Source organism: Terrabacter terrigena (assembly GCF_042676085.1).
In the GTDB taxonomy this organism is placed as follows: Bacteria; Actinomycetota; Actinomycetes; order Actinomycetales; family Dermatophilaceae; genus Terrabacter; species Terrabacter terrigena.
In genome coordinates this window covers 117,426-140,525 of record NZ_JBHTKH010000001.1, presented here as the reverse complement: position 1 = coordinate 140,525, position 23,100 = coordinate 117,426, and the positions used below count along the sequence as shown (strand labels likewise).

21 protein-coding genes are annotated in these 23,100 nt (G+C 72.2%); 11 read left to right on the top strand and 10 right to left on the bottom strand.

The features are described from left to right. Positions 1–25 precede the first annotated feature (25 nt). Both ACFQ2V_RS00635 and ACFQ2V_RS00630 read left to right on the top strand, forming a co-directional pair. Positions 26–814: an FAD:protein FMN transferase gene (locus ACFQ2V_RS00635; protein WP_386049981.1), complete on the top strand. Its 789-nt coding sequence runs from the start codon at positions 26–28 to the stop codon at positions 812–814. 405 nt (positions 815–1,219) lie between these two features. Then, entirely contained in the window at positions 1,220–1,753 is a 534-nt protein-coding gene (locus tag ACFQ2V_RS00630) for a hypothetical protein (RefSeq protein WP_386049980.1), read from the top strand. 6 nt (positions 1,754–1,759) lie between these two features. On the opposite strand, the gene ACFQ2V_RS00625 is transcribed toward ACFQ2V_RS00630, so the two are convergent. The 5 genes from ACFQ2V_RS00625 to ACFQ2V_RS00605 form a co-directional block, all read right to left on the bottom strand. After that, on the bottom strand, positions 1,760–2,554 hold the full coding sequence (locus tag ACFQ2V_RS00625) for a response regulator transcription factor (protein ID WP_386049979.1): 795 nt from the start codon (positions 2,552–2,554) through the stop codon (positions 1,760–1,762). Between the two features lie 35 nt (positions 2,555–2,589). Then, the gene (locus tag ACFQ2V_RS00620) at positions 2,590–4,632 is read right to left on the bottom strand and encodes a thioredoxin domain-containing protein (protein WP_386049978.1); all 2,043 of its coding nucleotides are present in this window, start codon (positions 4,630–4,632) and stop codon (positions 2,590–2,592) included. Between the two features lie 33 nt (positions 4,633–4,665). Then, the gene (locus tag ACFQ2V_RS00615) at positions 4,666–6,054 is read right to left on the bottom strand and encodes an MATE family efflux transporter (RefSeq protein ID WP_386049977.1); all 1,389 of its coding nucleotides are present in this window, start codon (positions 6,052–6,054) and stop codon (positions 4,666–4,668) included. A gap of 110 nt (positions 6,055–6,164) precedes the next feature. After that, complete coding sequence (locus ACFQ2V_RS00610) at positions 6,165–7,136, bottom strand: aminoglycoside phosphotransferase family protein (protein ID WP_386049976.1); 972 nt, start codon at positions 7,134–7,136, stop codon at positions 6,165–6,167. Continuing rightward, positions 7,133–8,080 carry a hypothetical protein gene (locus ACFQ2V_RS00605; protein ID WP_386049975.1) on the bottom strand — a complete coding sequence of 316 codons (948 nt, stop codon included), beginning with the start codon at positions 8,078–8,080 and terminating at the stop codon, positions 7,133–7,135. The genes ACFQ2V_RS00610 and ACFQ2V_RS00605 overlap by 4 nt, the downstream gene beginning before the upstream one ends. Before the next feature lie 134 nt (positions 8,081–8,214). Here ACFQ2V_RS00605 and ACFQ2V_RS00600 point away from each other — a divergent pair, with 134 nt between their 5' ends. The 4 genes from ACFQ2V_RS00600 (at position 8,215) to infB (ending at position 13,455) form a co-directional block, all read left to right on the top strand. Further along, on the top strand, positions 8,215–8,823 hold the full coding sequence (locus ACFQ2V_RS00600; RefSeq protein WP_386049974.1) for a ribosome maturation factor RimP: 609 nt from the start codon (positions 8,215–8,217) through the stop codon (positions 8,821–8,823). Continuing rightward, positions 8,823–9,872, top strand: a complete 1,050-nt coding sequence (gene nusA / locus ACFQ2V_RS00595) for a transcription termination factor NusA (protein ID WP_386049973.1) — start codon at positions 8,823–8,825, stop codon at positions 9,870–9,872. Before ACFQ2V_RS00600 ends, nusA begins: the two co-directional genes overlap by 1 nt. Continuing rightward, positions 9,826–10,341: a YlxR family protein gene (locus ACFQ2V_RS00590; protein ID WP_386049972.1), complete on the top strand. Its 516-nt coding sequence runs from the start codon at positions 9,826–9,828 to the stop codon at positions 10,339–10,341. The genes nusA and ACFQ2V_RS00590 overlap by 47 nt, the downstream gene beginning before the upstream one ends. A gap of 177 nt (positions 10,342–10,518) precedes the next feature. Then, positions 10,519–13,455, top strand: a complete 2,937-nt coding sequence (gene infB / locus ACFQ2V_RS00585; RefSeq protein WP_386049971.1) for a translation initiation factor IF-2 — start codon at positions 10,519–10,521, stop codon at positions 13,453–13,455. Positions 13,456–13,614: 159 nt separating this feature from the next. On the opposite strand, the gene ACFQ2V_RS00580 is transcribed toward infB, so the two are convergent. From ACFQ2V_RS00580 to ACFQ2V_RS00560, 5 genes are all read right to left on the bottom strand, one after another. After that, entirely contained in the window at positions 13,615–14,169 is a 555-nt protein-coding gene (locus ACFQ2V_RS00580) for an ABC transporter substrate-binding protein (RefSeq protein ID WP_386049970.1), read from the bottom strand. Between the two features lie 233 nt (positions 14,170–14,402). Further along, complete coding sequence (locus ACFQ2V_RS00575; RefSeq protein ID WP_386049969.1) at positions 14,403–14,708, bottom strand: phosphatase RsbU N-terminal domain-containing protein; 306 nt, start codon at positions 14,706–14,708, stop codon at positions 14,403–14,405. Then, entirely contained in the window at positions 14,705–15,124 is a 420-nt protein-coding gene (locus tag ACFQ2V_RS00570; protein WP_386049968.1) for an STAS domain-containing protein, read from the bottom strand. The genes ACFQ2V_RS00575 and ACFQ2V_RS00570 overlap by 4 nt, the downstream gene beginning before the upstream one ends. Beyond that, positions 15,121–16,071 (bottom strand): STAS domain-containing protein, encoded by a 951-nt coding sequence (locus ACFQ2V_RS00565; RefSeq protein ID WP_386049967.1) that lies wholly within the window; start codon positions 16,069–16,071, stop codon positions 15,121–15,123. Before ACFQ2V_RS00565 ends, ACFQ2V_RS00570 begins: the two co-directional genes overlap by 4 nt. Continuing rightward, positions 16,064–17,152, bottom strand: a complete 1,089-nt coding sequence (locus tag ACFQ2V_RS00560) for a sigma-70 family RNA polymerase sigma factor (RefSeq protein WP_386049966.1) — start codon at positions 17,150–17,152, stop codon at positions 16,064–16,066. The genes ACFQ2V_RS00565 and ACFQ2V_RS00560 overlap by 8 nt, the downstream gene beginning before the upstream one ends. Before the next feature lie 207 nt (positions 17,153–17,359). Here ACFQ2V_RS00560 and rbfA point away from each other — a divergent pair, with 207 nt between their 5' ends. The 5 genes from rbfA to ACFQ2V_RS00535 all read left to right on the top strand — a co-directional run bounded on the left by rbfA (position 17,360) and on the right by ACFQ2V_RS00535 (position 22,996). Continuing rightward, positions 17,360–17,902 carry a 30S ribosome-binding factor RbfA gene (rbfA, locus tag ACFQ2V_RS00555; protein WP_386049965.1) on the top strand — a complete coding sequence of 181 codons (543 nt, stop codon included), beginning with the start codon at positions 17,360–17,362 and terminating at the stop codon, positions 17,900–17,902. Next, positions 17,899–18,849, top strand: coding sequence for a tRNA pseudouridine(55) synthase TruB (truB, locus tag ACFQ2V_RS00550; RefSeq protein WP_386049964.1), 951 nt, complete (start codon positions 17,899–17,901; stop codon positions 18,847–18,849). The genes rbfA and truB overlap by 4 nt, the downstream gene beginning before the upstream one ends. A gap of 44 nt (positions 18,850–18,893) precedes the next feature. Beyond that, complete coding sequence (locus tag ACFQ2V_RS00545) at positions 18,894–19,865, top strand: bifunctional riboflavin kinase/FAD synthetase (RefSeq protein WP_386049963.1); 972 nt, start codon at positions 18,894–18,896, stop codon at positions 19,863–19,865. After that, entirely contained in the window at positions 19,829–21,007 is a 1,179-nt protein-coding gene (rodA, locus tag ACFQ2V_RS00540; protein ID WP_386049962.1) for a rod shape-determining protein RodA, read from the top strand. The genes ACFQ2V_RS00545 and rodA overlap by 37 nt, the downstream gene beginning before the upstream one ends. A 135-nt stretch (positions 21,008–21,142) precedes the next feature. Continuing rightward, positions 21,143–22,996: an AMP-dependent synthetase/ligase gene (locus tag ACFQ2V_RS00535; RefSeq protein ID WP_386049961.1), complete on the top strand. Its 1,854-nt coding sequence runs from the start codon at positions 21,143–21,145 to the stop codon at positions 22,994–22,996. The last annotated feature ends 104 nt before the right edge of the window (positions 22,997–23,100 follow it).

The window sequence follows — 23,100 nt, the reverse complement described above, 5'->3', positions numbered from 1 at the left end:
GACGACACTGAAGAGGGAGCGCAGGATGAGCGGAACCGCCGGGAGCGCCCAGGTCGACGCCACGCCCGCCCCGCCGCGGCGCGCCTGGGTCGAGCAGGTGATGGGGATGCCGGTGAGCATCCACCTGCGCGGTGACGGCGTCGACGGGCCGGGCCCGGCAGACGCCGTCGAGCAGGCCTTCGGCGTCCTTCGCCAGATGGACTCCGTCTTCTCGACCTACCGCGACGACTCCGACCTCATGCGGCTGCGACGCGAGCAGGTGCAGCTGGCGCAGTGCAGCCCGCTCGTGGAGGAAGCGCTCCGTCTCGGGCAGGAGGCCGAGGAGCTGACCAGGGGTGCCTTCACCACGCTCCTGCCGACGGGCGAGGGCGACCTCGCGTTCGACCCCACCGGGCTGGTCAAGGGCTGGGCCGTCGACCGTGCCTCCAGGCCCCTGCGACGGCTTCGGGGACTCTCGTTCTGCATCAACGCCGGCGGCGACCTGCTGGTCGGTGCCCACGACGACCTACCGGTCGCCGGACCCGACGCGATCCTGTGGCGGGTCGGCATCGAGGACCCGCGCGACCGCCAGCGCATCGCGAGCACGCTGACCCTCGCGCGCGGTGCGGTCGCGACCTCCGGCACGGCGGCCCGGGGCGCGCACCTCTACGACCCCGTCGAGGGCCGCCTGGTGGGACGTCCCGGGTCGGTGACGGTGACGGGCCCGACCCTGCTGTGGGCCGACATCTGGGCCACGGCCCTCTTCGTCGGCTCGGAGGCGACCCGGGAGGCCTTCGCGACGAGTGCGACGGACTACCTCTCCACGGCGCTCTGAGCCGTCAGCGTCCGGCCCGGGCCGCGACGTCGGGCCAGCAGCGCCACCACGCTCGGCGGTTGTCGCAAGGACAAAAGTCGCAAGGCCGTCCCAACCGGGGCGGCCTTGCGACGATCTTGCGGAAACCCTGCGCGGCGCGTCGTCGAGGGCTTGCAGTTGGCTCGTCACAGTCGTTTGCATCAGCCGGTCCGACGGGTGGCGGGCCCCTGGTGCAGAGACCTTCGGGCGAGGGCCCGCCGATCCGGGGAGGGAGTGCCATGACCAGGACCGCCGACGTCGACCCTGCGACGACGGCGCGAGGCCGTGGCACCGGCTCCGGTCGGCGGGCCACCTCGAGGACTTCCGTGGGGGGAGTCGATCGGAGCGGGGCGGGCAGGCTGGTGGGGGGCCGGCCCGCCCTGCTCCGTGACCGAGACCGTGTCCCTGACCGTGTCCCTGACCGTGTCCCTGACCGAGGCCCTGACCGCGGCCTTCACCGTGGCCTTGGCGCATGCCCCGAGGCCTGCCGTGGCTGCTGACGTCGTCGTGGGCCGGCCCTGCCCGGCGCTCGCCACCCAGGAGCTCGACCCCACCGCCCTCGTCCGCCTCGCGGCCGAGCTCGAGAGCGCCGAGCTCGCGCGTTCCATCGCCCGCACCTACCTCCGGATGCTCGAGGGGCGCCTGTCGAGGGCGTCGGACGCGCTGGCCTGCCGCGACGACATCGCAGCCATGGACGTGCTCCTCAGCCTTCGCGTGTCGTCGGCCACCGTCGGCCTGGTACGCCTCGAGTCCGCCGTGCTCTGCGTCATCGACGCCGTGCGGCGTGGGGACTCCGCCCTCGCTCGCGAGCGAGGGGCGACGATGATCGGCATCGCGCCCGGGGCGGGCTCGGCCCTCAGGACGCACCTGGACGCGACGGGGCCCGACCCGACCCCGGCAGCCGGTGACAGGCTGGCCTGACGTCCGTCAGAACGCGTCGGGCTCCTCCATGCGGTATCCCACGCCGCGGACCGTGCGGATCGGTGCGCGGCCGCCGGCCGGCCCGAGCCGGGTCAGCTTGCGACGCAGGTTGCCGACGTGGACCTCGACGAGGTGCTCCTCCGACCAGCCCGGTCCCCACAGGCCGTCGAGGAGCACGGCTCGCGACCACACCCGACGGGGCGCGCTCAGCAGCGTGGTGAGCAGGTCGAACTCGGTGCGGGTCAGGTCGGCCTCCTTGCCGTCGACCATGACCACGCGCCCTTCGGCGTCGACGGAGATGCGGCCGTGCCTGAGCAGGACGATTCCGGCGTCGTTGCCCGCCGGGGCGCTGCCCGGGGCTGCTGCGTGGGAGGGTGGGGTGCTGCCGTTGGGGGCGGCCGGCTGCGCCTCGGCGGTGGTGCGGACAGCGCGGGGACGACGGAACATCGCGTTGACGCGCGCCTGGAGCTCGCGCGGGCTGAACGGCTTGGTGAGGTAGTCGTCGGCGCCGATCTCGAGCCCCATGAGCCGGTCGATCTCGTCGGTGCGGGCGCTGATCATGACGACGTACGCCTGGCTGACGTCGCGCACGCGCCGACAGACCTCGATGCCGTCGAGGTCGGGGAGCCCGAGGTCGAGGGTGACGAGGTCGGGGTCGTTGGCCATCACGAGGTCGATGCCCGCCTGACCGGAGGAGGCGGCAGCGACCTCGAAGCCCTGCATCGTCAAGCTGTGCGTGATGAGCTCGCGGATGTCGTCGTCGTCCTCGACGACAACCGCGGTGCGTTCAGAGCCCGTCATGCCGTGATTGTTGCAGAATGCGCGCCTTCAGCCCGTCAGATCTCGCCCCCCGGCGGTTTGCCCGCCGGACCTGTTGCGTCGGAACGTCCGTCGGAGCCTTTCGCGGACGTGGACCGAAGCCGCGCCTCGAGGGCGGCCGGGTCGGTGACGGGCAGGTCGCACACCATTCCCCGGCAGACGTACGCCGCGGCGCCGCCGTCCACCAGCGGCCGGTCGGCGAGGAGGGGCGCGCCCGGTTGGTCGGGCTCGCCGCGGACCACGACGAGCCCTGCGCCCGGCGACCGTCGCGCGGCCTGCTCGAGGGCGTCGGCGCCCGCCCCCGACCCGACGACGGCCACCTGTAGCGGCCCCGCCACGAGCGCCTCGGCGACCGCGAGGCTCCACCCGCCGAAGCGCGGTTCACGGACGGCGAGCCCGAGCCCGGCAGCCGTGGCCCGCGCCCCCGCGTCGAGTGCGCCCGGATCGCCGGTCACGGCGCCGAGCGTGACGAGCGCCCCGGCGAGGGCCGACTGCCCTGCGGGCTCGGCGTTGTCGGCGGCGCTGCGTGGACGCAGGTAGAGGTGCTCCGCTCCCTCGGCGGTGTCGTGGAACCCGCCGTCGTCGGCGGCGAACCCCGAGGCGGCGTCCAGCACTGTCCGAGCCGCGTCCAGCCAGCGCGCCTCTCCGGTGACCTGGTGCAGCGCCAGGAGGCCCTCCGCGAGGTTCCCGTGGTCGTCGGCCACCGCGCCGGCTGCCCCGACGGCGCCGAGACGGGAGGCACGGCGCAGGCCGCCATCGACGAGATGGACGTCCAGCACGTGCCCGGCGCAGGTGCGAGCCGCCTCGACCCACGCGTCCACGCCGAACGTCGCGCCGGCGTCGGCGAGGGCTGCCACCGCGAGGCCGTTCCACGATGTCACGACCTTGTCGTCGCGGGCCGGCTGCGGGCGTGCCGAGCGGGCGGCGAGCAGCCGGGACCGGACGACGTCGAACCAGGCCCCGTCGGCCGGGTCGGCAGGCAGCTGCAGCGTCGAGGACCCGTGCTCGAACGTTCCTGTCGAGGTGACGACGAACAGGTCCGCGGCGGCATCGGCATCGTCGCCGAGTGCCTCGCGCAGCTGCCCGGGGGTCCAGGCGTAGGTCAGGCCCTCGACCCCGTCGGCATCGGCGTCCAGCGACGAGGCGAAGCCCCCCGAGTCGGTGCCGAGGTCGCGGACGATGAACTGCGCGGTTTCACGGACCACCTTCTCCGCCAGAGGATCCCGCGTGACCTTCCACCACGAGGTGTATGCCCGGAGCAGCAGCGCGTTGTCGTACAGCATCTTCTCGAAGTGGGGGACGACCCACCCCGCGTCGACCGAGTAGCGCGCGAAGCCGCCTGCGAGCTGGTCGTACATACCGCTGCGTGCCATGGCGCTGAACGTCCTCGAGGCCATCGCAAGAGCGTCCGCGTCGCCGGTGCGGACGTGGTGACGGACGAGGAACTCCAGCACCATTGACGGCGGGAACTTCGGTGCTCCGCCGAAGCCTCCTGCGGCATGGTCGAACTGGCGGGCCAGCAGCGCGACCGCAGAGGACAACGCGGCCGGCTCGACGGCATACGGGGTGGGTGGCTCGAGGGCAGCGGCGAGCGTCGTGGCGATGTGCGTGCCGGACGCCCGCACCTCGGCCTCGCGGGTGCGCCACGCCTCGTCGAGGGCGGAGAGCACCCGGAGGAAGTGGTCGCGGGGGAAGTACGTGCCACAGAAGAAGGGCTCGCCGTCGGGTGTCAGGAAGACGGTCATGGGCCAGCCGCCGTGGCCCGTGGTCGCCGTGACGGCCGACATGTAGGCGGCGTCGATGTCAGGACGCTCCTCGCGGTCGACCTTGACGGAGACGAAGCGCGCGTTGAGCGCCGCGGCCACGGTCTCGTCCTCGAAGGACTCGTGTGCCATGACGTGGCACCAGTGGCACGCCGCGTAGCCGACCGAGAGCAGCACCGGCACGTTGCGCTCACGCGCCTCCGCGAAGGCCGCCTCGCCCCACTCCTGCCAGTGCACCGGGTTGTCGCGGTGCTGCAGCAGGTAGGGGCTCGTCGCGTCGGCGAGGCGGTTCGTCATCCCTTCACGCTAGGCGACGCCGCCTGCGGTTGGTCAGGCTGCCTGCGCCACGAGCGACTCCCAGCGGATGCGCTTGGCCCGGTAGCTGAACACGGCGAGCTTCGCGAGCTCCTCGACGATGCGGGCGACGAAGATGCCGACGTAGCCGAGCGGGGTGTGCAGGCCGAGCAGCACCGCCAGGGGCAGGCCCACGACGAACGCACCGACGACGTCGCCGAGGATGACGCCGCGTACGTCGTTGCCGCTCGGGAGCACGCCCGCGCCGACGATCATGTTGCGCACCTTGACGACCTGGAACGCCGCGTTGAGGAGGATGCCGACGCCGGCCATCAGCCGGACGTCGGGACCGGCCTCGCCGAAGAGCGGGTCGAGGAGCAGCACCGACACCCCGAAGAGCAGCCCGAACGCCACGGCGGTGCCGATGCCGGCCCGCTTGACGCGTCGCACCCAGGCGACCGCCGCGGCGATGTCGCCGCTGCCGACCGAGCGCCCCACGAGCGTCGTCGTGGCAGCCATGAGCCCGATGCTGCCGACGACGAAGATCCCCTCGAGGGTCGTGACGATCTGGGCGGCCGCGAGGGCCTCGTCGCCGAGCTGCTGGAAGACGACGTTGTAGAGGAAGGTGCCCACGGTCCAGAAGAGCTCGGTGATGCCGAGGGGCAGGGCGAGCACGAAGAGCGGCACGATGACCGCCTTCCACTGCGCCCGGGTGTCGGGCAGGCTCCAGCGCACCGTGTGGCGGGGTCCGAAGACCATCCACGCCAGGATCAGGCTCTTCGCGACGGCCGTGACGAGCGTGGCCCAGCCGGCGCCGGCGACGCCGAGTGCCGGGAACGGCCCGAGGCCGGTCACGAGGGAGTACGCGATGGCCGAGTTCGCGACGACGGTGATCAACGTCGCGATCATCGGGCTCGTGGGCCGTCCGGCCGACCGGAGCACCCCGGAGAGGACCGCGCTCAGCATCACGGGCAACGTCGCGAGGACGGTGAGCCGGAAGTAGTCGGTGCCGGCCGCCGCGACCGACGGTGACGCGCCGACGAGCCCCAGGAGGTGGTCGGCGAAGAACCACGGCACCAGGGAGACGGCGGCGCCCAGCCCGAGCGCGACGACGACGGCCGCCGTCACGGTGTGGTCGAGCCTCTCCGCGCGGCGGGCGCCGACCGCGCGCGCCACGAGGATCGCGACGGACGTGCCGAGCGCGCCGAGGGTGACGCCGAGGATGAAGGTGAGGCTGTTGGAGAAGCCGACCGCCGCGATGGCGGTCGCGCCCAGACTGCCGACGACGATCTGGTTGACGAAGTTGAGCACCAGCATCAGGACGAACTCCATGCTCACCGGCACGGCGATGCGCGCGATCTCGCGAGCCGGCGTCGGCGTGGCCGAGCGCGGGTCGCGGAAGGTGGGCATGGCAAGGCGAGGCATGCGAGTGCCTTTCGACGTCGTAAGGGGAGCCGGACCAGATTACAGAGTTTCGACATCGAAATCGAAACGTTTTGACCGGCGCGTCTCGAGCCTCGGACGCAGGTCCTCCCTCAGTCGTTCATCGCCTTGATGACCGTGACGGCGAGACTGACGCGGTCGTGGGCCCGGGCGTCGGCGGCCTGACCGCCCGACGCCACGCTCCGTGCCGCGTCGACGGCGTTGTCGGCCTCGCGCACGATCGTCCACGCCCGCGCCCGCCCCTCGTCGAGACCGGCGCGCTCGCAGACGATCTCGAGCCGTCGCCGCAGCGACCAGCGGATCTGCGAGCCGCTGCCGAGCTCGTCGGCGCGGTTCCAGAGGGCCGGTGCCACCTCGAACGCGGGGTCGCCGGCCATCGGCTTGGGGTCGATCGCGAGCCACGGGGAGCGGTAGGCCGCAAGCACGTTCGTGTAGTGCATGTCGGTGTGCAGCAGGCGGTCCTCGGCGGCAGGGCGCTCGGCGAGCTCCTTCGCCAGCGCTGCTGCCTGGTCGAGGTAGCGGCGAGGGAGCACCGCCGGTGCCTCGCGCAGCTCGTCGGCCTTCCTCAGGGCGTATGCCGTCAGGCTGGGGACGCGCGGGTGGGGCGGGCGGCGCAGCACCGCGAGGAGGCCGCCGATGACACCGCAGGCCTCGTCGATGTCGACCCGGGTGAGGTCGCGGGGGTGGAGGCGCTCGAGCAGCATTGCGAAGCGAGCCGGGTCGGCGCGGACGAGACGGACCGCCCCGTGGCCGTTCCAGGTCTGCAGGGCCAGGTGCTCGGTGGCCGCCTCGGGATGGGGCCAGGTGATCTTGAGGATGCCCTCGCCGCTCACCCCGACGACGTCGCGGCCGGCCCCGAGCAGCCGAACGGGGATCGCGACGGCGCAGACTCCGTTGCTCGGTCGCCCCACGGGTTCGAGCTCCCACTCCGACAGCAGGGCGGTGATGAGGCCGGGGAGGGCGTCGATCCAGTCCTCGCCGGACACGTAGCCGGTGGACTCGTAGCCGCTGACCTCGTGGGCGAAGTAGGCCGGGATGAGGTCGTACATCGGGTCGTAGGTCACGCCGAGGCTCCCGGAAAGGCGGTCAGGGGGATGTCCCAGTCGACGGCGAGCGCCTGGACGTTGGCGCTCCACCTGGCGACGTCCTCGAGCGATCTCGCCGTCGGAACCGCGCCGGCAGCCGCGACGGCACCGTCGACGGCCGAGCGCAGCACCTCGGTCGCGAGACGTCTGGCGTCGGCCGCGGTGGTGACGGGGAACGGCAGCGCCCAGCCCGGCGGCGTGGTCGAGCCGGTGCCGGACACCGCGAGGTCGAGGCGGCTCAGCTCGGCAAGGGTCTCCTCGGCCCGGCGACGCTGCGAGCCCGAGCTCTGCGCCGCGACGACCTCGAAGGCGTACACGAGCGGCTGGGTGCGCGCGACGACGGCCGGGCGCGCCGGGCTGGGTGCCGTGACCGTGTCGACCGGGTGCCCGAGCAGCACGGCCGCGGCCAGCCGTTCGGAGTATGCCGCCGCCAGCAGTGCGCGGGCACCCTCCGTCGCCGTCGTCAGCGCGGACCACTGACCGGCGGCAGGCTCGGCGAGGAGGGACGCCAGCGCCGACCGGGTGCGCACCGGCGATGACGCCCTGGTCGCGGCGACGGCGCCCTCGATGACCGACGTCGGCACGCCGGAGTTCGTGAGCCGGCCCCGGAGCACCCGCAGCTGGTCACGGCTGACCGTGCGGACCCGGCGCACCAGCGCGTCGTCGGCCGACGCAGCGAGCACCTCGCCCTCGGCCCTGACGACGCGGTCGAGCTCGGCCACGGCCCCGAGCAGCAGCTTCTCGTCCGGGGCGGGCCGGCGCGTCGGGGCAGGCGCCGGAGGTCGGGGAAGGTCCAGGCGCAGGCCGTGGTCGGCGAGGAGCGCGAGCGCGGCTGCCCCGCCCCCGAGCACCAGGAGCCGGCGCGGCGGGCGGCCGAGACCGTCCATCACCCGTGCCCCGCGCCCCCGGGTGTCGCCGTCCATGCCGAGATCTTCGCACGCGCCGGGCGGTCGGCGACGACCCCCCGGCGCCACTAGAGTGGGTTCCACGCGGTGCCGTGACCGCCCCCAGGGGGCGTCCACACCGGACATTCGAGAAGAGCAGGAGGCGTCGACCGATGAGCACGGCCCAGGAGATCAGAGCGACGCTCGAGCCGGTTCTCGCGCCCCTCGGGCTCGTCGTCGAGGACGTCTCCGTGTCCCCGGCCGGCAAGCGGCGGCTCGTGCGGGTCCTGGTCGACTCCGACATCAGCGGCCTCGACGTCGCCGACACGACCAGCCAGGTCCCGCCACTCTCGCTCGACGCCGTCGCCGACGCGACGCGTGCCGTCAGCGACGAGCTCGACGCGAGCGATGTCATGGGCCAGTCCCCGTACGTCCTCGAGGTGTCCTCGCCCGGCGTCGGGCGGCCGCTCGCCTCCCGCGACCAGCTGCGCCGCCAGGTGGGGCGGCTCGTCGAGATCGTCCACCAGGGCGGCACCGACACGGGCCGGCTGACCGAGGTGGGCTCCGACACGCTCGACCTGCACGTCCCCGCGACGAAGAAGACACCCGCGCGTCACCTGACGCTCGACCTCGACGGCGTCCAGCGCGGCACCGTGCAGGTGGAGTTCAAGCGGGCCGACGCCGCCGACACAGACGACGACACACGAGACGGCACACGAGACGGCACACGAGACGGCGCCGACGCCTTCGGCGAGGCCGCCGCTCCGGAAGGGGACCACTGATGGACATCGACCTCGCAGCACTGCGCGCCCTGGAGAGGGAGCGCGACATCAGTCTGGACGTGCTCATCCCCGCCATCGAGCAGGCGCTGCTCGTCGCGTACCACCGTACCGACGGCAGCCAGCGCATCGCGCGGGTCGAGCTCGACCGCAAGTCCGGGCACGTGATCGTCTGGGCCCGCGAGGAGGGCGAGCTGCTGCCCCCGACCGAGGACGGCGAGCGTCCCCAGCGCGGTGAGCCCGGGCCCGAGTTCGACGACACCCCGGTGGGCTTTGGTCGCATCGCGGCCTCGACGGCCCGCCAGGTGATCGTGCAGCGCCTGCGCGACCTGGAGGACGAGGCAATCCTCGGTGACTTCAAGGGCCGCGAGGGCGACGTCATCTCCGGCATCATCCAGCAGAGCCAGGACCCCCGGAACGTCCTCGTCGACTTCGGCACGGTCGAGGGCATCCTCCCCCTGGCCGAGCAGGTTCCCGGCGAGCGCTACGTCCACGGCGAGCGGCTGCGCTGCTTCGTGGTCAGCGTCAAGCGCGGCCCCAAGGGACCCCAGGTGGGACTCTCACGCACCCACCCGAACCTCGTGCGCACCCTCTTCAAGTTCGAGGTGCCCGAGATCGCCGACGGCACTGTCGAGATCGCCGCGCTGGCTCGCGAGGCCGGGCACCGCACGAAGATCGCGGTCCACAGCAAGGTGTCCGGGGTCAACGCCAAGGGCGCCTGCATCGGGCCGATGGGCGCTCGCGTCCGGGCGGTCATGACCGAGCTGCGCGGCGAGAAGATCGACATCGTCGACTACGCCGAGGACCCTGCCGCGTTCGTGGCCGCCGCCCTGTCGCCCGCCCGCGTGCAGTCGGTGGAGATCGTCGACGCGTCGGCGCGCACGGCCCGGGTCGTCGTGCCCGACTACCAGCTGAGTCTCGCCATCGGCAAGGAGGGGCAGAACGCCCGCCTCGCCGCGAAGCTCACCGGCTGGCGCATCGACATCCGGCCCGACACCGAGGCCGGTGCAGCACCCGGCGGCGGCGTCGAGGTCGCGCCCGAAGACCTCTGAGCACGCGTTGGGGTCGGCCCCGAGGGGCCGCATCGGAACCCGCGGGCACCTGCAGGCAGGGACGGCATACGACAGGCCGGGTGACCAGACCCGTCCCGGCGGCGTGTCGTCGGGACGGCAGGCACCCCGTGGAGCGGGCGAGCGCGTGGACGCGGTAGACTTGTCTGTGGCCGACCGGACTGGACTCCGTGCTGAGCCGTCCCGCACCTGTGTGGGATGTCGAGGATCGGATAGCTGGTCGGCCCTGCTGCGAGTGGTCGCGGCGACGGACGAAGACACCGGCAACGGGCCGGTCATGCTTCGTCCCGACCCGAGGCACCGGATGCCCGGACGTGGTGCGTGGGTGCACCCGACGCCCGAGTGCTTCGAGCTGGCAGTGCGCCGCAAGGCGTTCGGTCGTGGCCTGCGCGTGCAGGCCGGGGTCGACGTGAGCGCGGTGGCACGACACCTCGGCATCCAGCAGACGTAGTACCCGGCCGCCCTTCGAGGGGCGCGCCGGATCGGTATGAGTCAGTAATCAGTCAGCGAACCAAGGCGGGTTGAAAACGCTATGAGCACCCGATGAGTACTCAGCGATGAGCAAGCCCCAGCAATAACCCACGGTTCGGCCACATCCTGTTCAGGCCGGACCAGGAACAGGAGAGATGTGGCTAAGGTCCGAGTCTACGAGCTCGCCAAGGAGCTCGGAGTCGAGAGCAAGACACTGCTCGCACACTTGAAGAGCCAAGGAGAGTTCGTCCGGTCGGCGTCGTCGACCATCGAGCCCCCCGTCGTCCGCAAGATCATGGAGACCTTCCCCCGCGAAGGCGCTTCCGGCGGCGACAAGAAGCCGGCAGCAAAGGCTGCCACCCCCAGCGCGACCCCGTCCGCGCCCCAGAAGGCTGCTCCGGCACCGTCGGCCCCGGCCGCGCCCGCCCCTGCAGCACCGTCGGCCCCGGCGGCTTCGGCCCCCGCACCGGCAGCTCCGGCGGCCCGTGTGGCCGCACCGACGCCTGCCCCGGCTGCCCCCACCCCGGCCGCCCCGGCCCCTGCTGCTCCCGCAGCCCCGGCACCCAAGGCGCCTGCCCCTGCACCCGCCGCTCCGGCCGCTCCCGCGGCCTCCGCGCCGGCCCGGGTGCAGTCGAGCCGTGACGGCGGTCAGCAGACCTCCGGTGTCCCGGCCTCCCCGCGTCCGGCTCCCCGTCCGGGGCAGCCGCGTCCGGGCAACAACCCGTTCGCCCCGAGCCAGGGCATGGGCCAGTCCCGCGCCCCGCGACCCGGTGGCGACGCCGGTCCGCGCCCGGGCAACAACCCGTTCAGCTCCAGCCAGGGCATGCCGCGTCCGCAGCAGCGCCAGGGTGCACCCCGTCCCGGTGGCGCCCCCGGCGGTGCCCCGCGTCCGGGAGCTCCCGCTGCCGGTGGTCGTCCGGGTGCTCCCGGTGGCGCGCCGCGTCCCGGTGGTCCGCGCCCCAGCCCCGGCATGATGCCGGAGCGCAGCACCGTCGGCCGTCCGGGTCAGCGCCCGGCCGGTGGCCCGGGCCGTGGTGGCCCCGGCGGCGGCGCCGGCGGTCGTGGTGGCTTCGGCGGCGGTCCCGGTGGCGGCCCCGGTGGCGCTCCCGGTCGTGGCTTCGGCGGCGGTCCGCGTGGTGGCGGTGGCGGTCGTGGCTCGACGGCTGGTGCCTTCGGCCGAGGCGGTGGCCGTCCGGTCCGCGGACGCAAGTCCAAGCGCGCGAAGCGCCAGGAGTTCGAGCAGATGCAGGCCCCGAGCCTGGGTGGCGTCACCGTCCCACGTGGCGACGGCAGCACGACCATCCGCGTGCGTCGCGGCTCGTCGCTCACCGACTTCGCCGACAAGATCAACGCCAACCCGGCATCGCTCGTGACCGTGCTGTTCCACCTCGGTGAGATGGCCACGGCCACGCAGTCGCTCGACGAGGACACCTTCAAGGTGCTCGGCGCCGAGCTCGGCTACGACATCCAGGTCGTCTCCCCGGAGGAGGAGGAGAAGGAGCTCTTCGACTCCTTCAACATCGACCTCGAGACCGGTATCGAGGGCGAGGACGACGAGGACCTCGAGGCCCGTCCGCCGGTCGTCACCGTGGTCGGCCACGTCGACCACGGCAAGACCCGCCTCCTCGACGCGATCCGCAACGAGGACGTCGTGGCCGGCGAGGCCGGTGGCATCACCCAGCACATCGGTGCCTACCAGGTGCACCGTGAGCACGAGGGCGTCGACCGCGCGATCACCTTCATCGACACCCCGGGTCACGAGGCGTTCACCGCCATGCGTGCCCGTGGTGCCAAGGTGACCGACATCGCGATCCTCGTCGTCGCAGCCGACGACGGCGTGATGCCGCAGACCATCGAGGCGCTCAACCACATGCAGGCCGCCGACGTGCCGATCGTCGTCGCCGTCAACAAGATCGATGTCGAGGGTGCCAACCCGGCCAAGGTGCGTCAGCAGCTGACCGAGTACAACCTCATCGCCGAGGAGTACGGCGGCGACACGATGTTCGTCGACGTCTCGGCCCGCCAGGGTCAGAACATCGACGGCCTGCTCGAGGCGGTCCTCCTGACGGCCGACGCGGCCCTCGACCTGCGGGCCAACCCGGAGAAGGAGGCTCGCGGCGTCGCGATCGAGGCCAACCTCGACCGTGGCCGTGGTGCCACGGCAACCGTCCTCGTCCAGACCGGAACGCTGCGCGTCGGTGACTCGATCGTCACCGGATCGGCCTACGGTCGCGTGCGTGCCATGCTCGACGAGCACGGCCAGAACGTCGTCGAGGCGGGTCCGTCCCGTCCGGTGCAGGTGCTCGGTCTCTCGTCGGTGCCGCGCGCCGGTGACACGTTCGTCGTGGCGCCGGACGACCGCACGGCTCGCCAGATCGCCGAGCGGCGCGAGGCTGCCGACCGTCAGGCCGTGCTGGCCAAGGCCCGCAAGCGCATCTCGCTCGAGGACCTCAACGAGGCCCTCGCGGCGGGCAAGGTCGAGACCCTCAACCTCATCCTCAAGGGTGACGTGTCGGGTTCGGTCGAGGCGCTCGAGGACGCGCTGCTCAAGATCGACGTCGGCGACGACGTCGACCTGCGCATCATCGACCGCGGCGTCGGTGCCATCACGATGAACAACATCAACCTCGCGATGGCCTCCAACGCGGTCATCATCGGCTACAACGTCCGGGCCGAGGGCCAGAACGCCGACTACGCCGAGCGCGAGGGCGTCGAGATCCGCTACTACTCGGTGATCTACCAGGCCATCGACGAGGTCGAGGCGGCGCTCAAGGGCATGCTCAAGCCGGAGTACGAGGAGGTCGAGCTCGGCACGGCGGAGATCCGCGAGATCTTCCGTTCGAGCAAGTTCGGCAACATCGCCGGATCGATCGTGCGCAGCGGCGAGATCAAGCGTGGCTCCAAGGCACGCATCACCCGCAACGGTGTCGTGGTGTCCGAGAACGTCGAGGTGGCCGGTCTGCGCCGCTTCAAGGACGACGTCACTGAGGTCCGCGAGGGCTTCGAGTGCGGTATCAACCTCGGGTCGTACAACGACCTGCAGCTCGGCGACCTCATCGCCACCTACGAGATGCGCGAGAAGCCTCGCGCCTGATCGTGTGGGCCGGCAGACGCTGCCGGCACAAGGCACGGCGCCGGCTCCCTGAGGGAGTCGGCGCCGTTCGCCTGTCCGGGTGAGAGCGACGCCCGGAGAGGCCGTCCCGGCAGCGGGGCGAGGGGGACTGCCCGCCGGCCGAGGGCCTGTGGGTGTGCCTCAGAGGCCCAGCAGGCGGTTCAGGAGCGTCGCAAGGCCGTTGATGCCGTTGCCGTCGAGCAGGCCGGCGACCGCGCACAGGAGGTTGCCGAGCAGGTTTCCGGGGCCACGCTGCGCCGTGATGTTGAGGTGCACCCGGTCGAGGTGGACGACGAGCCCCAGCACGTTGAGGTCCAGCGGCCCGAGCACGAGGTCGAGGATCTGGCAGCTACCGGTGGTAGCGGCACTGATCACGGATGTCGTGATGCTCTGCGCCGGGACCTGGGTCACGGCGCCCGTGGCCGACGTGACTGTCCCGGTCACGACGCCCGTGAGCGCCAAGGAGCCGTTCTGGTTCGTGAAGCCTGAGGGTGTGAACACCCCATTGAAGGTGCCCAGTGCAGTCGGGAAGGTCAGTGGGATGGGCGCAGCGGTCGCTCGTGGGGTTGCTGCGGCCGGGGCGGCGGCGGGCACGGCGGAGGGGGCGGCCGATGCGGCGGCCGCCGGCACCAGGCCGAGGGCGGCGGTCGTGGCGAGGGTGACACCGGTGGCACACAGCTTCGTCTTGAGGTTCATGGAACAGAACTCCTTCATCGGTGCGAGGGGCGGCCTCGTGGGCCGTCTGTCACACCTGAAGAGCCCTTGGGGAGGCGGCCATGACGTGGGTCACGCCGGGCGGCTGGTGACGTGCCTTCGTCGGACGGGGGTCGCCGAGCAGGAAAGCACGTCCGGCCTCGCGGGACTCGGCCTGCCTGCCGCGTCATGCGCCGGGCACCAAGGCGTCCGCCGCCTCGCTCGGGCGCACGGCCTCACGGGCCGAGCACGCCGCGCTGCGTCATGTCGTAGGCGGCGAGGACCTCGAGGAGCAGCTCCGTGGCCCCTTCGAGGATGTCGACGACCTCGTCGGGTGCAGTGTCGCGCAGCACCTCGAGGGTCGCCTGGTGGTGCAGCCGGCAGACCTCCAGGAGGCTGATCTCGGCCGCGACAGCGCGCCGGCCGAGCTCGTACGCGGTGGCCCGGGCCCCTTCGTCGTGGTGCGGGAGGAACCGGAGCAGCGTCGTGCGGTAGTCCTGGGTGAGGTCGCCCAGCACGGTGCGGTCGGGTGAGGCGGTCACGGCCACCTGCCGCCGGGGTAGCCCCCGGAGGAGCCGCCGGGCTGCGGCGCCCCGAGAAGAGCCAGGCCCTCCTCGAGGTCGAGCGCGGTGGTCACCTGACCGCCACCTGCGGCGGGCTGCATCCCGAGGCGCACCATCGCGAACGCGACCTCGGGCCGGATGCCCACCACGACGGTGCGTGCGCCGCGGAGGCGGGCCATCTCGGCGATCCGGCGCAGCGTGTGGGCCGCGAAGGAATCGATGACGTCCAGGGCGGCTACGTCGATGATGACGCCGCTGGAGCGGTGCTCACCGATCTGCGCGACGAGGTCGTGCTCGAAACGGACCAGCTCGGAGTCGTCCAGGGCAGTGTGGATCGATGCGATCAGGGTGGCTCCCTGCCGCATGATCGACACCAGCGCCGGTCCTCCGTTCACGATCCGCTGCTGCCCTCCTTCCGGGTCACGGTGTAGCCGAGCAGACGCTCCGCCTCCTCCAGGCCGCCCTGCAGGTCGCCGATCGTGTTCATCTTGCTCAGGTCCACGCCGATGGTGACCAGGGTCTGGGCGATCTTCGGGGACAGCCCTGTGATGATGACGCTCGCACCCATGAGGCGTGACGCGTCGACGGTCTGGACGAGGTGGTTGGCCACGGTCTCGTCGACGTCCGGCGAGCCGGTGATGTCGATGACCACGACCTTGGCGCGGTGCTTGCGGATGCCCGAGAGCAGCTGTTCGGTGAGCTGCCGCGCCCGTTCGCTGTCGAGCACCCCGATGATCGGCAGGATGAGCAGGCGTTCACGCACCGGGAGCACGGGCGTCGACAGCTCGCGGATGGCGTCCTGCTGCTGCCGGATGACGCGCTCGCGCTCCTCCACGAAGCTGACGGCGACCGTGTTGGCGATCCGGTTGGCCGCGGGCTCGTACGCGTCGAGCACCTCGTTGAGCAGCGCGAAGTCCCGCTGGTACTTCTCGAAGAGCGAGCGCGCGAGCACGTCGCGCAACAGCAGCACGATGCCGACGACCTCGTGGGTCTCGACCCCACGGGGGATGATCCGCTCCGACAGGTCGCGGGCGTACTGCTGCAGTGCGCCCACGCTGCCGGTCTCCAGCACCTCGACGTAGTTGTCGTAGACCGAGGTGGTCTCGGCAGCCATCTCCTTGGGAGTCATCGCCGTCAGCAGGTGCGCCTCCTGGATGCGCTCGGACCACTCCTCGCGCAAGCGGGTCCGGTGCTCCCGCAGGTGAGCGACGAGCTGCGGGAGCAGGTGCTCACCGTTGCCCCTCGAACTGTCCCCGTCGTCCGGCGTTCTGTCCGGAGTGACGGTGTTCGCCTCCTCGGTGGGCGCGCTCTGCTGCGTCCGCCCGTCCGACTGCTCAGCCATGGTCGTTCCTCTCCCATTTGGTCATGGTCACTGTCGTCCCGTGGCCGGGCTCGCTCACGACCGCGAACTCGTCCATCAGCCGGCGCACCCCGGGCAGCCCGAGGCCCAGCCCGCCGTACGTGCTGTGGCCATCGGTCATCGCGGCGTCGACGTCGTCGATCCCGGGCCCAGCGTCACGGGCGACGACCTGCAGGCCACGCCGTGGCGCCTCGAGCAGCTCGACGACGAGCTCACCCGACCCGGCGAAGCGCACGATGTTGCGGCACACCTCGGAGACGGCTGTGGCGATGACCGTGAGGTCCGTCGGACCGAACGCGAGGGTCGAGGCGAGGCTGCGGGCGGCCGTGCGCGCCGCGACGATGTCGGGGTCGGAGGTGATGGGGATGCGCAGGGTGTCGTCACGCGGCTGTCCGCGCTCCAGCAGCGGTTCGCTGAGCTCGGCGCAGACCTCGCACTCGAGCAGGTGCTGGGCGGCCCCGACCTCGCGCTGGCGCCGCTGGTCCGCCCTGCTCAGGGCGATGAGCACCGGACGGCACTGATCGGTGGGCGGCTCGACCTGGCGGGACGCCAGCAGGTACTCGACCCGCAGCCGTGCCCGGGTCCGGTTCAGCTGTGCCGCAACGGCGCCCGCCGTGCTTCCTGCCTGCTGCGCCAGCGTCCGGGTGTCGGTCCCACCGACCTCGTGGGCGAGCAGGGTGCGGCGCTCGCGTTCGGTGAGGCGCTCCAGGGCCTGCGCCATGGCGCCCTGCTCCTCGTCGAGGACGAGGCGCGCCTCGGGCGAGTCCGGCTCGCTGAGGTCGACGACCCGGTGCTGGTTGCGCCGCCTGCGGTCCTCGTCGCGCCACATCGAGGCCACGACGTTGCGGGCCGTCACGATCGCGTACGGCTCGAGCATGCCCGGCTCGATCCTGGCGGTCGCGGCGAGGACGCGCGCCAGGGTCTCCTGCACGAGGTCCTCGGCGGCAGGGTGAGCGCCGACCCGTCCGCCGACGACGCGGCGCACGATCGGAATCAGGTCCGCGATCGCCTGGGCCGGTCCGTCGGCCGAGCGGTCGTCGGGGTCGGAGTCGGCACCGCCCACGAGCACCTCGTACCCGTTGGAGCGGGGGAGTCCTCGTGCGCACGCGAACCGGGTAGGAGTCCTCCGCAAGGAGACGCCGAGCGGCACACCGGTCGGTCGCTCACGCAGGGTGGGAATGCGCGGCGGCGGCAGCCCGCTACTAGGGTGATCACACGTCGGCCGGCTCGGACCGGTCCGACCGCACGACACACGAAAGCAGAGGTAGTCATGGCTGACCCCGCCCGCGCCCGCAAGATCGCCGACCGGATCAAGGTCATCGTCGCCGAGTACCTCGAGTTCCGGCTCAAGGACGAACGCCTCGGCTTCGTCACCATCACCGACGCCCGCGTCACCGGAGACCTCCAGCACGCGTCGGTCTTCTACACGGTCTTCGGCACCGACGAGGAGCGCAAGGCCACGGCCGACGTGCTCGAGGCCAACAAGGGACGCATCCGCTCCGCCGTGGGCCGGGGCATCGGCATCCGCCTCACGCCGTCCGTCGAGTTCATCGCCGACGCGCTGCCAGAGGGCGCCGCGCACCTCGAGGACCTCGTCGCGCAGACACGCGCCCGCGACGCCGAGCTCGCCCGGGCGGCGGCGAACGCCAAGCCCGCGGGCGACGCCGACCCCTACCGCAAGCCCGCCGAGCGCCTCGACGACGACCTCGACGGCGACCTCGGCAGCGACCTCGGTAGTGACCTCGACAACACGAGCGACGGCGTCCGCGACCTCACGGCCGGTGGGGTGGACGCCGACGTCGACGCACGATGACCGACGGGTCGGGTGGCCTGCTCGTCGTCGACAAGCCGGCCGGGTGGACCAGCCACGACGTCGTGGCACGCGCACGCCGTCTCTGCGGCACCCGTCGGGTCGGCCACGCCGGCACGCTCGACCCGATGGCGACCGGCGTGCTCGTCCTCGGTGTCGACCGTGGCACCAAGCTGCTCACGTTCCTCGTGGGCTGTGACAAGTCGTATGCCGCCACGATCCGTCTGGGCATGTCGACCCTCACCGACGACGCCGAGGGGGAGGCCACCGAGGCGCTGGGCGTCGACGACGTGCCGGCGCTGGAGGCGGCGCTCCCGGCAGCCGTCGCGGCCCTGACGGGTGACATCGAGCAGGTGCCGAGCGCGGTCAGCGCCATCAAGGTCAAGGGCGTGCGCAGCTACACGCGGGTGCGGCAGGGCGACACCGTCGAGCTGCCACCCCGACCGGTCACCGTGAGCCGGTTCGAGGTGCTCGGGGTGCGACCCGGCACCGAGACCGTCGAGGTCGGTCCACCGATCGACGTCGTCGACGTCGACGTCGAGGTCGACGTCTCCTCCGGCACCTACGTGCGCGCGCTGGCCCGTGACCTGGGGGCGGCGCTGGGCGTCGGCGGGCACCTCACGGCGCTGCGTCGCACCCGGGTCGGCCGGTTCGGCCTCGACCAGGCCCTCTCGCTCGACGCGCTCACGGCCACGGCCGAGGCGCAGGGGCCGTCCGGCATACGGCTGCTCCCGATCGCCGAGGCGGCCCGCGCCCAGCTCCCCGTCCACGAGGTGTCGGCCGCGGACGCCCTGCGGCTGAGCCACGGCCAGCGCATCCCCAGCGGGCCGGGCTGGTGCGAGGCCGTGGCAGCGATCGACCCCGAGGGCCGCCTCGTCGCCGTGCTCGACGAGACCCGCACGACGGCACGGGCCAAGGTGGTCTTCGTCTCGTCGGGCGCCCCCGTCTGACCAGCGTGCGCGAGCCCGAGAACCCGGCCACTACAGTGGTCGCCGTGCAGCGCTGGTACGGACCCGACGACATCCCGAGCGACCTCGGGCCCACCGTCGTCACCCTCGGCAACTTCGACGGGGTGCACCGCGGGCACCGTGAGGTGCTGACCCGGGTCGTGCGCGAGGCGGCCGAGCGTGACGCCCTGCCCGTCGCCGTCACCTTCGAGCCGCACCCCATCGCGGTGCTCTACCCCGATCGTGCCCCTGCGGCCGTCATGTCGCTCGAGCAGCGGCTCGACGCGCTCGAGTCCGTGGGCATCGGCGCGGTGCTCGTCATCGAGTTCACCGCCGACTTCGCCCAGCAGACCCCCGAGGAGTTCGTGCGCTCGACCTTCGTCGAGGCGCTCGGTGCCGCGGCCGTCGTCGTGGGCAAGGACACCCGCTTCGGTGTGCGCAACTCCGGCGACGTCGAGACCCTGCGCGAGCTCGGGGCCGCCGACGGCTTCGAGGTCATCGCGCTCGACGACATCGGCGAGGGCGTGGCCGTCGGTGCCCGGTGGAGCTCGACACAGCTGCGCTCGGAGATCCTGGCCGGCAACGTCGCCCATGCGGCACAGATCCTCGGGCGCCCGCACCGGGTCACCGGCACCGTCGTGCACGGCGACCACCGTGGCCGCGAGCTCGGCTACCCGACGGCCAACCTGTCGCAGGACCACGAGGGCCTCGTGCCCGCCGACGGTGTCTACGCCGGCTGGCTGCTGCGCCTCGGGCTCGACCCCTCCGACCCCGACCGGTCGCTGCCCGCCGCGGTGTCGGTCGGCACCAACCCCACGTTCGACGGCCACCAGCGCCGGGTCGAGGCGTACGTCCTCGACCGCACCGACCTCGACCTCTACGGCGAGCGGGTCGCCGTCGAGTTCGTCGACCACCTGCGTCCGACGCTGAGATTCGAGTCCATCGACGCGCTCGTCGAGCAGATGGCGCAGGACGTGGAACGGTGTCGCGAGATCCTCTCGGCGATCGTGCCGTCCTGACCGTCCGCGGGAGCGCAGGCAGGCGGGTGCCGTCGCGCACTCGACCGTCGTGGCTGCGGGTCGACCTCGGCCTGTTCATCGGCGCGGCAGGGCTGTCCCTCGTCGGCGTCGTGCTCGTCTGGTCCGCCACGCGCGCCGACGCCGACGGCACAGCGGCCCTCAAGCAGCTCGTCTCGCTCGCCGTGGGCGTGGTGTGCGCCGTCGTCGTCACCAGGCTCGACGTGCGTGCCGTGCGAGCCCTCGCGCCGATCGTCTACGGGCTGGCCGTCCTCGGCCTCGTGGCCGTCGTCTCGCCGCTCGGGTCCACCGTCAACGGGTCACGCTCGTGGATCAGGCTGCCGGGCGGGATGACCCTGCAGCCGTCGGAGCTGATGAAGGTCGCCCTCGCGATCGGGATGGCCATGCTGCTGGCCGAGCGGGCCGACCGCCGTATGCCGCAGCGCCACCGTGACGTCGCCCTGGCCTGGCTGGTGGCCGGCGTCCCCGTCGTGCTGGTGCTGGCCCAGCCCGACCTCGGCTCGGCGCTCGTGCTCGTCGCGCTGTCGGTGGTCATCATCGCGGCGGCCGGTGCTCCCGCCCTGTGGACCGTCGGCGTGCTCGTCGCCGGGGGTGCAGCGGTCGCCGCGGCCTTCCTCACGCCGGTGCTCTCGGGCTACCAGCGCAACCGCCTGCGGGCCTTCCTGGACCCGTCGCTCGACCCCGAGGGCATCGGCTACCAGACCCGGCAGGTGCGGATCGCGATCGGCTCGGGTGGGCTGGGCGGTCAGGGCCTCTTCGAGGGCCGGCAGACGCAGGGCGGCTTCATCCCCTTCCAGGAGACCGACTTCGTCTTCTCCGTGGCGGGCGAGGAGCTCGGCTTCCTGGGCGCCGCCGGCCTGGTGCTGCTCATCGGGTTCATCGTCGTGCGCTGCGTCGTCGTGGCGCGCCGGGCCGACGCCTTCGGACGACTCGTCGCCATCGGTGTGGGTGTGTGGTTCGGCGTGCAGGCCTTCGAGAACATCGGGATGAACCTCGGCGTCATGCCCGTCACGGGTCTGCCGCTGCCCTTCGTCTCGAGCGGCGGCTCGTCGCTCATCGCGTCGTGGATCGCGCTAGGACTCGTGGGCAACGTCGCGTCGGCGTCGCCGCCGGGGCGCCGCTAAGTTACCCGGCGGTCACGGTGCGGTGTCGAAGCGCCACGGATGCGTGACTGCCGGGTGGATTGTTGACATCATCCCGGCATGGCGGGTGCCCGCAGACGCCGATGACGGGCCGCCGCCAGTGACGAAGGAGTCCACATGCCCCTCCAGGCACTCGCCGACCGCGACGTCGACCAGGACGTGCTCGACGGGCGCGCACCCAGCGTGGGCGCGCTCTTCCGCAACCGGGTGCGTTCCACGCCCGACGCGCCCGCCTACCTCCACTTCGCCGAGGGGTCGAGCGAGCTGACCACCCTGACGTGGGCCCAGACGCACGAGGTCGTCGAGCAGTGGGCGGCGGGCCTGATCAGCCTGGGGGTCGAGATCGAGGACCGCGTCGCCATCGCGTCCACGACGCGGCTCGAGTGGATCCTCGCCGACCTGGCGGTCATCTGCGCAGGCGGTGCCACCACGACGGTCTACCCGACGACGATCGCCGAGGACGTCGCGTACATCCTCGCCGACTCCGGCAGCGGCATCGTCTTCGCCGAGAACGACGAGCAGGTCGCGAAGCTCCAGCACGTTCGTTCCGAGATCCCCCGCGTGCGCCAGGTCATCGCCCTGACCGGCAGCGCGAGCGACGACGGCTGGGTCATCACCACCGACGAGCTCGCCGAGCGGGGCCGGGAGTGGCTCGCCGCGACGCCCGACCTCGTCGACTCACGCATCGACCAGCTCGGCCCCGACAACCTCGCGGTCGTCATCTACACCTCCGGCACCACGGGCCGGCCCAAGGGCGTGCGCCTCGTGCAGGACAGCGTCGTCTACGAGGGCGCGGTCATCGACGCGATCGGCACCCTCACCAAGGACGACCTGCAGTTCCTCTGGCTGCCCCTGTCGCACGTCTTCGGCAAGATGCTCGTCGCCACCGGTCTGCAGATCGGCTTCCCGACGGCCGTCGACGGCCGGGTCGACAAGATCGTCGACAACATGGCCGTCATCAAGCCGACCTTCATGGCCGGCCCGCCGCGCATCTTCGAGAAGGCCCGCGGCCGCATCGCGCTGATGTTCGCCGGCGAGAAGGGCATCAAGAAGAAGCTCATCGACTGGGCCCTCAAGGTCGGCGGCGAGATGCGCGACGTGCAGGCCCGCGGGGAGCAGCCCTCACCGGGCCTCAAGCGCCGGCACGACCTCGCGACGAAGCTCGTGCTGCACAAGGTCCAGGAGCGCTTCGGTGGCCGGGTGCGTTTCATGATCAGCGGCTCGGCGCCCCTCAACGCCGACGTGGCCCGCTGGTTCGGCTCGGTCGGCCTGCTCGTCCAGGAGGGCTACGGCCTCACCGAGACGTCGTCGGGCACGACGGTCAACCCGCCCGCGCACGGCTCCTACCAGTACGGCTCGGTCGGCTGGCCGCTGCCCGGAACCGAGGTGCGCATCGCCGACGAGGACGGCGAGATCCTCGTCAAGGGCCCCGGCGTGATGCGCGGCTACCACAACAACCCCGAGGCCACGGCCGAGGTGCTGACCGAGGACGGGTGGTTCCACACCGGCGACATCGGCCGCATCGACGACCGTGGCTTCCTCTACGTCACCGACCGCAAGAAGGACGTCTTCAAGACCTCGGGCGGCAAGTACATCGCGCCTGCCGAGATCGAGGCACGCTTCAAGGGCCTCTGCCCCTTCGTCAGCCAGTTCCTCGTGCACGGCGCCGGGCACAACTACGCGACCGCGCTCGTCACGCTCGACCCCGACGCCGTGGCCGCGTGGGCTCCGACCGTGGGGCTGGAGGGCCGGCCGTACGCCGAGGTCGTCCTCTCGCCGCAGGCACGGAAGCTCGTGCAGGGCTACGTCGACCGGCTCAACGACGGACTCAACCGCTGGGAGACGATCAAGAAGTTCACCATCCTCGACAAGGACCTCACCATCGAGGATGGCGACCTCACGCCCAGCATGAAGCTGCGCCGCAAGGCAGTGACCGAGAAGCACCAGGCAGATCTCGATGCCATGTACTGAGCCATCTGGCTCGCTCCGCTCGCCGTGTTCGGCGCGCCTGACGTCACGCCTTCCCTCCTCGGCTCGCTCGCTGCGCTCGCCTCGCTCGTCGGTCCTGGCGTGAC

Excerpts from the sequence above, each read along its gene's own strand:
- ACFQ2V_RS00625 (WP_386049979.1), bottom strand. The coding sequence starts at position 2,554 with ATGACGGGCTCTGAACGCACCGCGGTTGTCGTCGAGGACGACGACGAC.
- ACFQ2V_RS00600 (WP_386049974.1), top strand. The coding sequence starts at position 8,215 with ATGAGCACGGCCCAGGAGATCAGAGCGACGCTCGAGCCGGTTCTCGCG.
- rbfA (WP_386049965.1), top strand. The coding sequence starts at position 17,360 with ATGGCTGACCCCGCCCGCGCCCGCAAGATCGCCGACCGGATCAAGGTC.
- ACFQ2V_RS00580 (WP_386049970.1), bottom strand. The coding sequence starts at position 14,169 with ATGAACCTCAAGACGAAGCTGTGTGCCACCGGTGTCACCCTCGCCACG.
- ACFQ2V_RS00615 (WP_386049977.1), bottom strand. The coding sequence starts at position 6,054 with ATGCCTCGCCTTGCCATGCCCACCTTCCGCGACCCGCGCTCGGCCACG.
- nusA (WP_386049973.1), top strand. The coding sequence starts at position 8,823 with ATGGACATCGACCTCGCAGCACTGCGCGCCCTGGAGAGGGAGCGCGAC.
- ACFQ2V_RS00565 (WP_386049967.1), bottom strand. The coding sequence starts at position 16,071 with ATGGCTGAGCAGTCGGACGGGCGGACGCAGCAGAGCGCGCCCACCGAG.
- ACFQ2V_RS00535 (WP_386049961.1), top strand. The coding sequence starts at position 21,143 with ATGCCCCTCCAGGCACTCGCCGACCGCGACGTCGACCAGGACGTGCTC.
- ACFQ2V_RS00605 (WP_386049975.1), bottom strand. The coding sequence starts at position 8,080 with ATGGACGGCGACACCCGGGGGCGCGGGGCACGGGTGATGGACGGTCTC.
- ACFQ2V_RS00635 (WP_386049981.1), top strand. The coding sequence starts at position 26 with ATGAGCGGAACCGCCGGGAGCGCCCAGGTCGACGCCACGCCCGCCCCG.
- truB (WP_386049964.1), top strand. The coding sequence starts at position 17,899 with ATGACCGACGGGTCGGGTGGCCTGCTCGTCGTCGACAAGCCGGCCGGG.
- ACFQ2V_RS00620 (WP_386049978.1), bottom strand. The coding sequence starts at position 4,632 with ATGACGAACCGCCTCGCCGACGCGACGAGCCCCTACCTGCTGCAGCAC.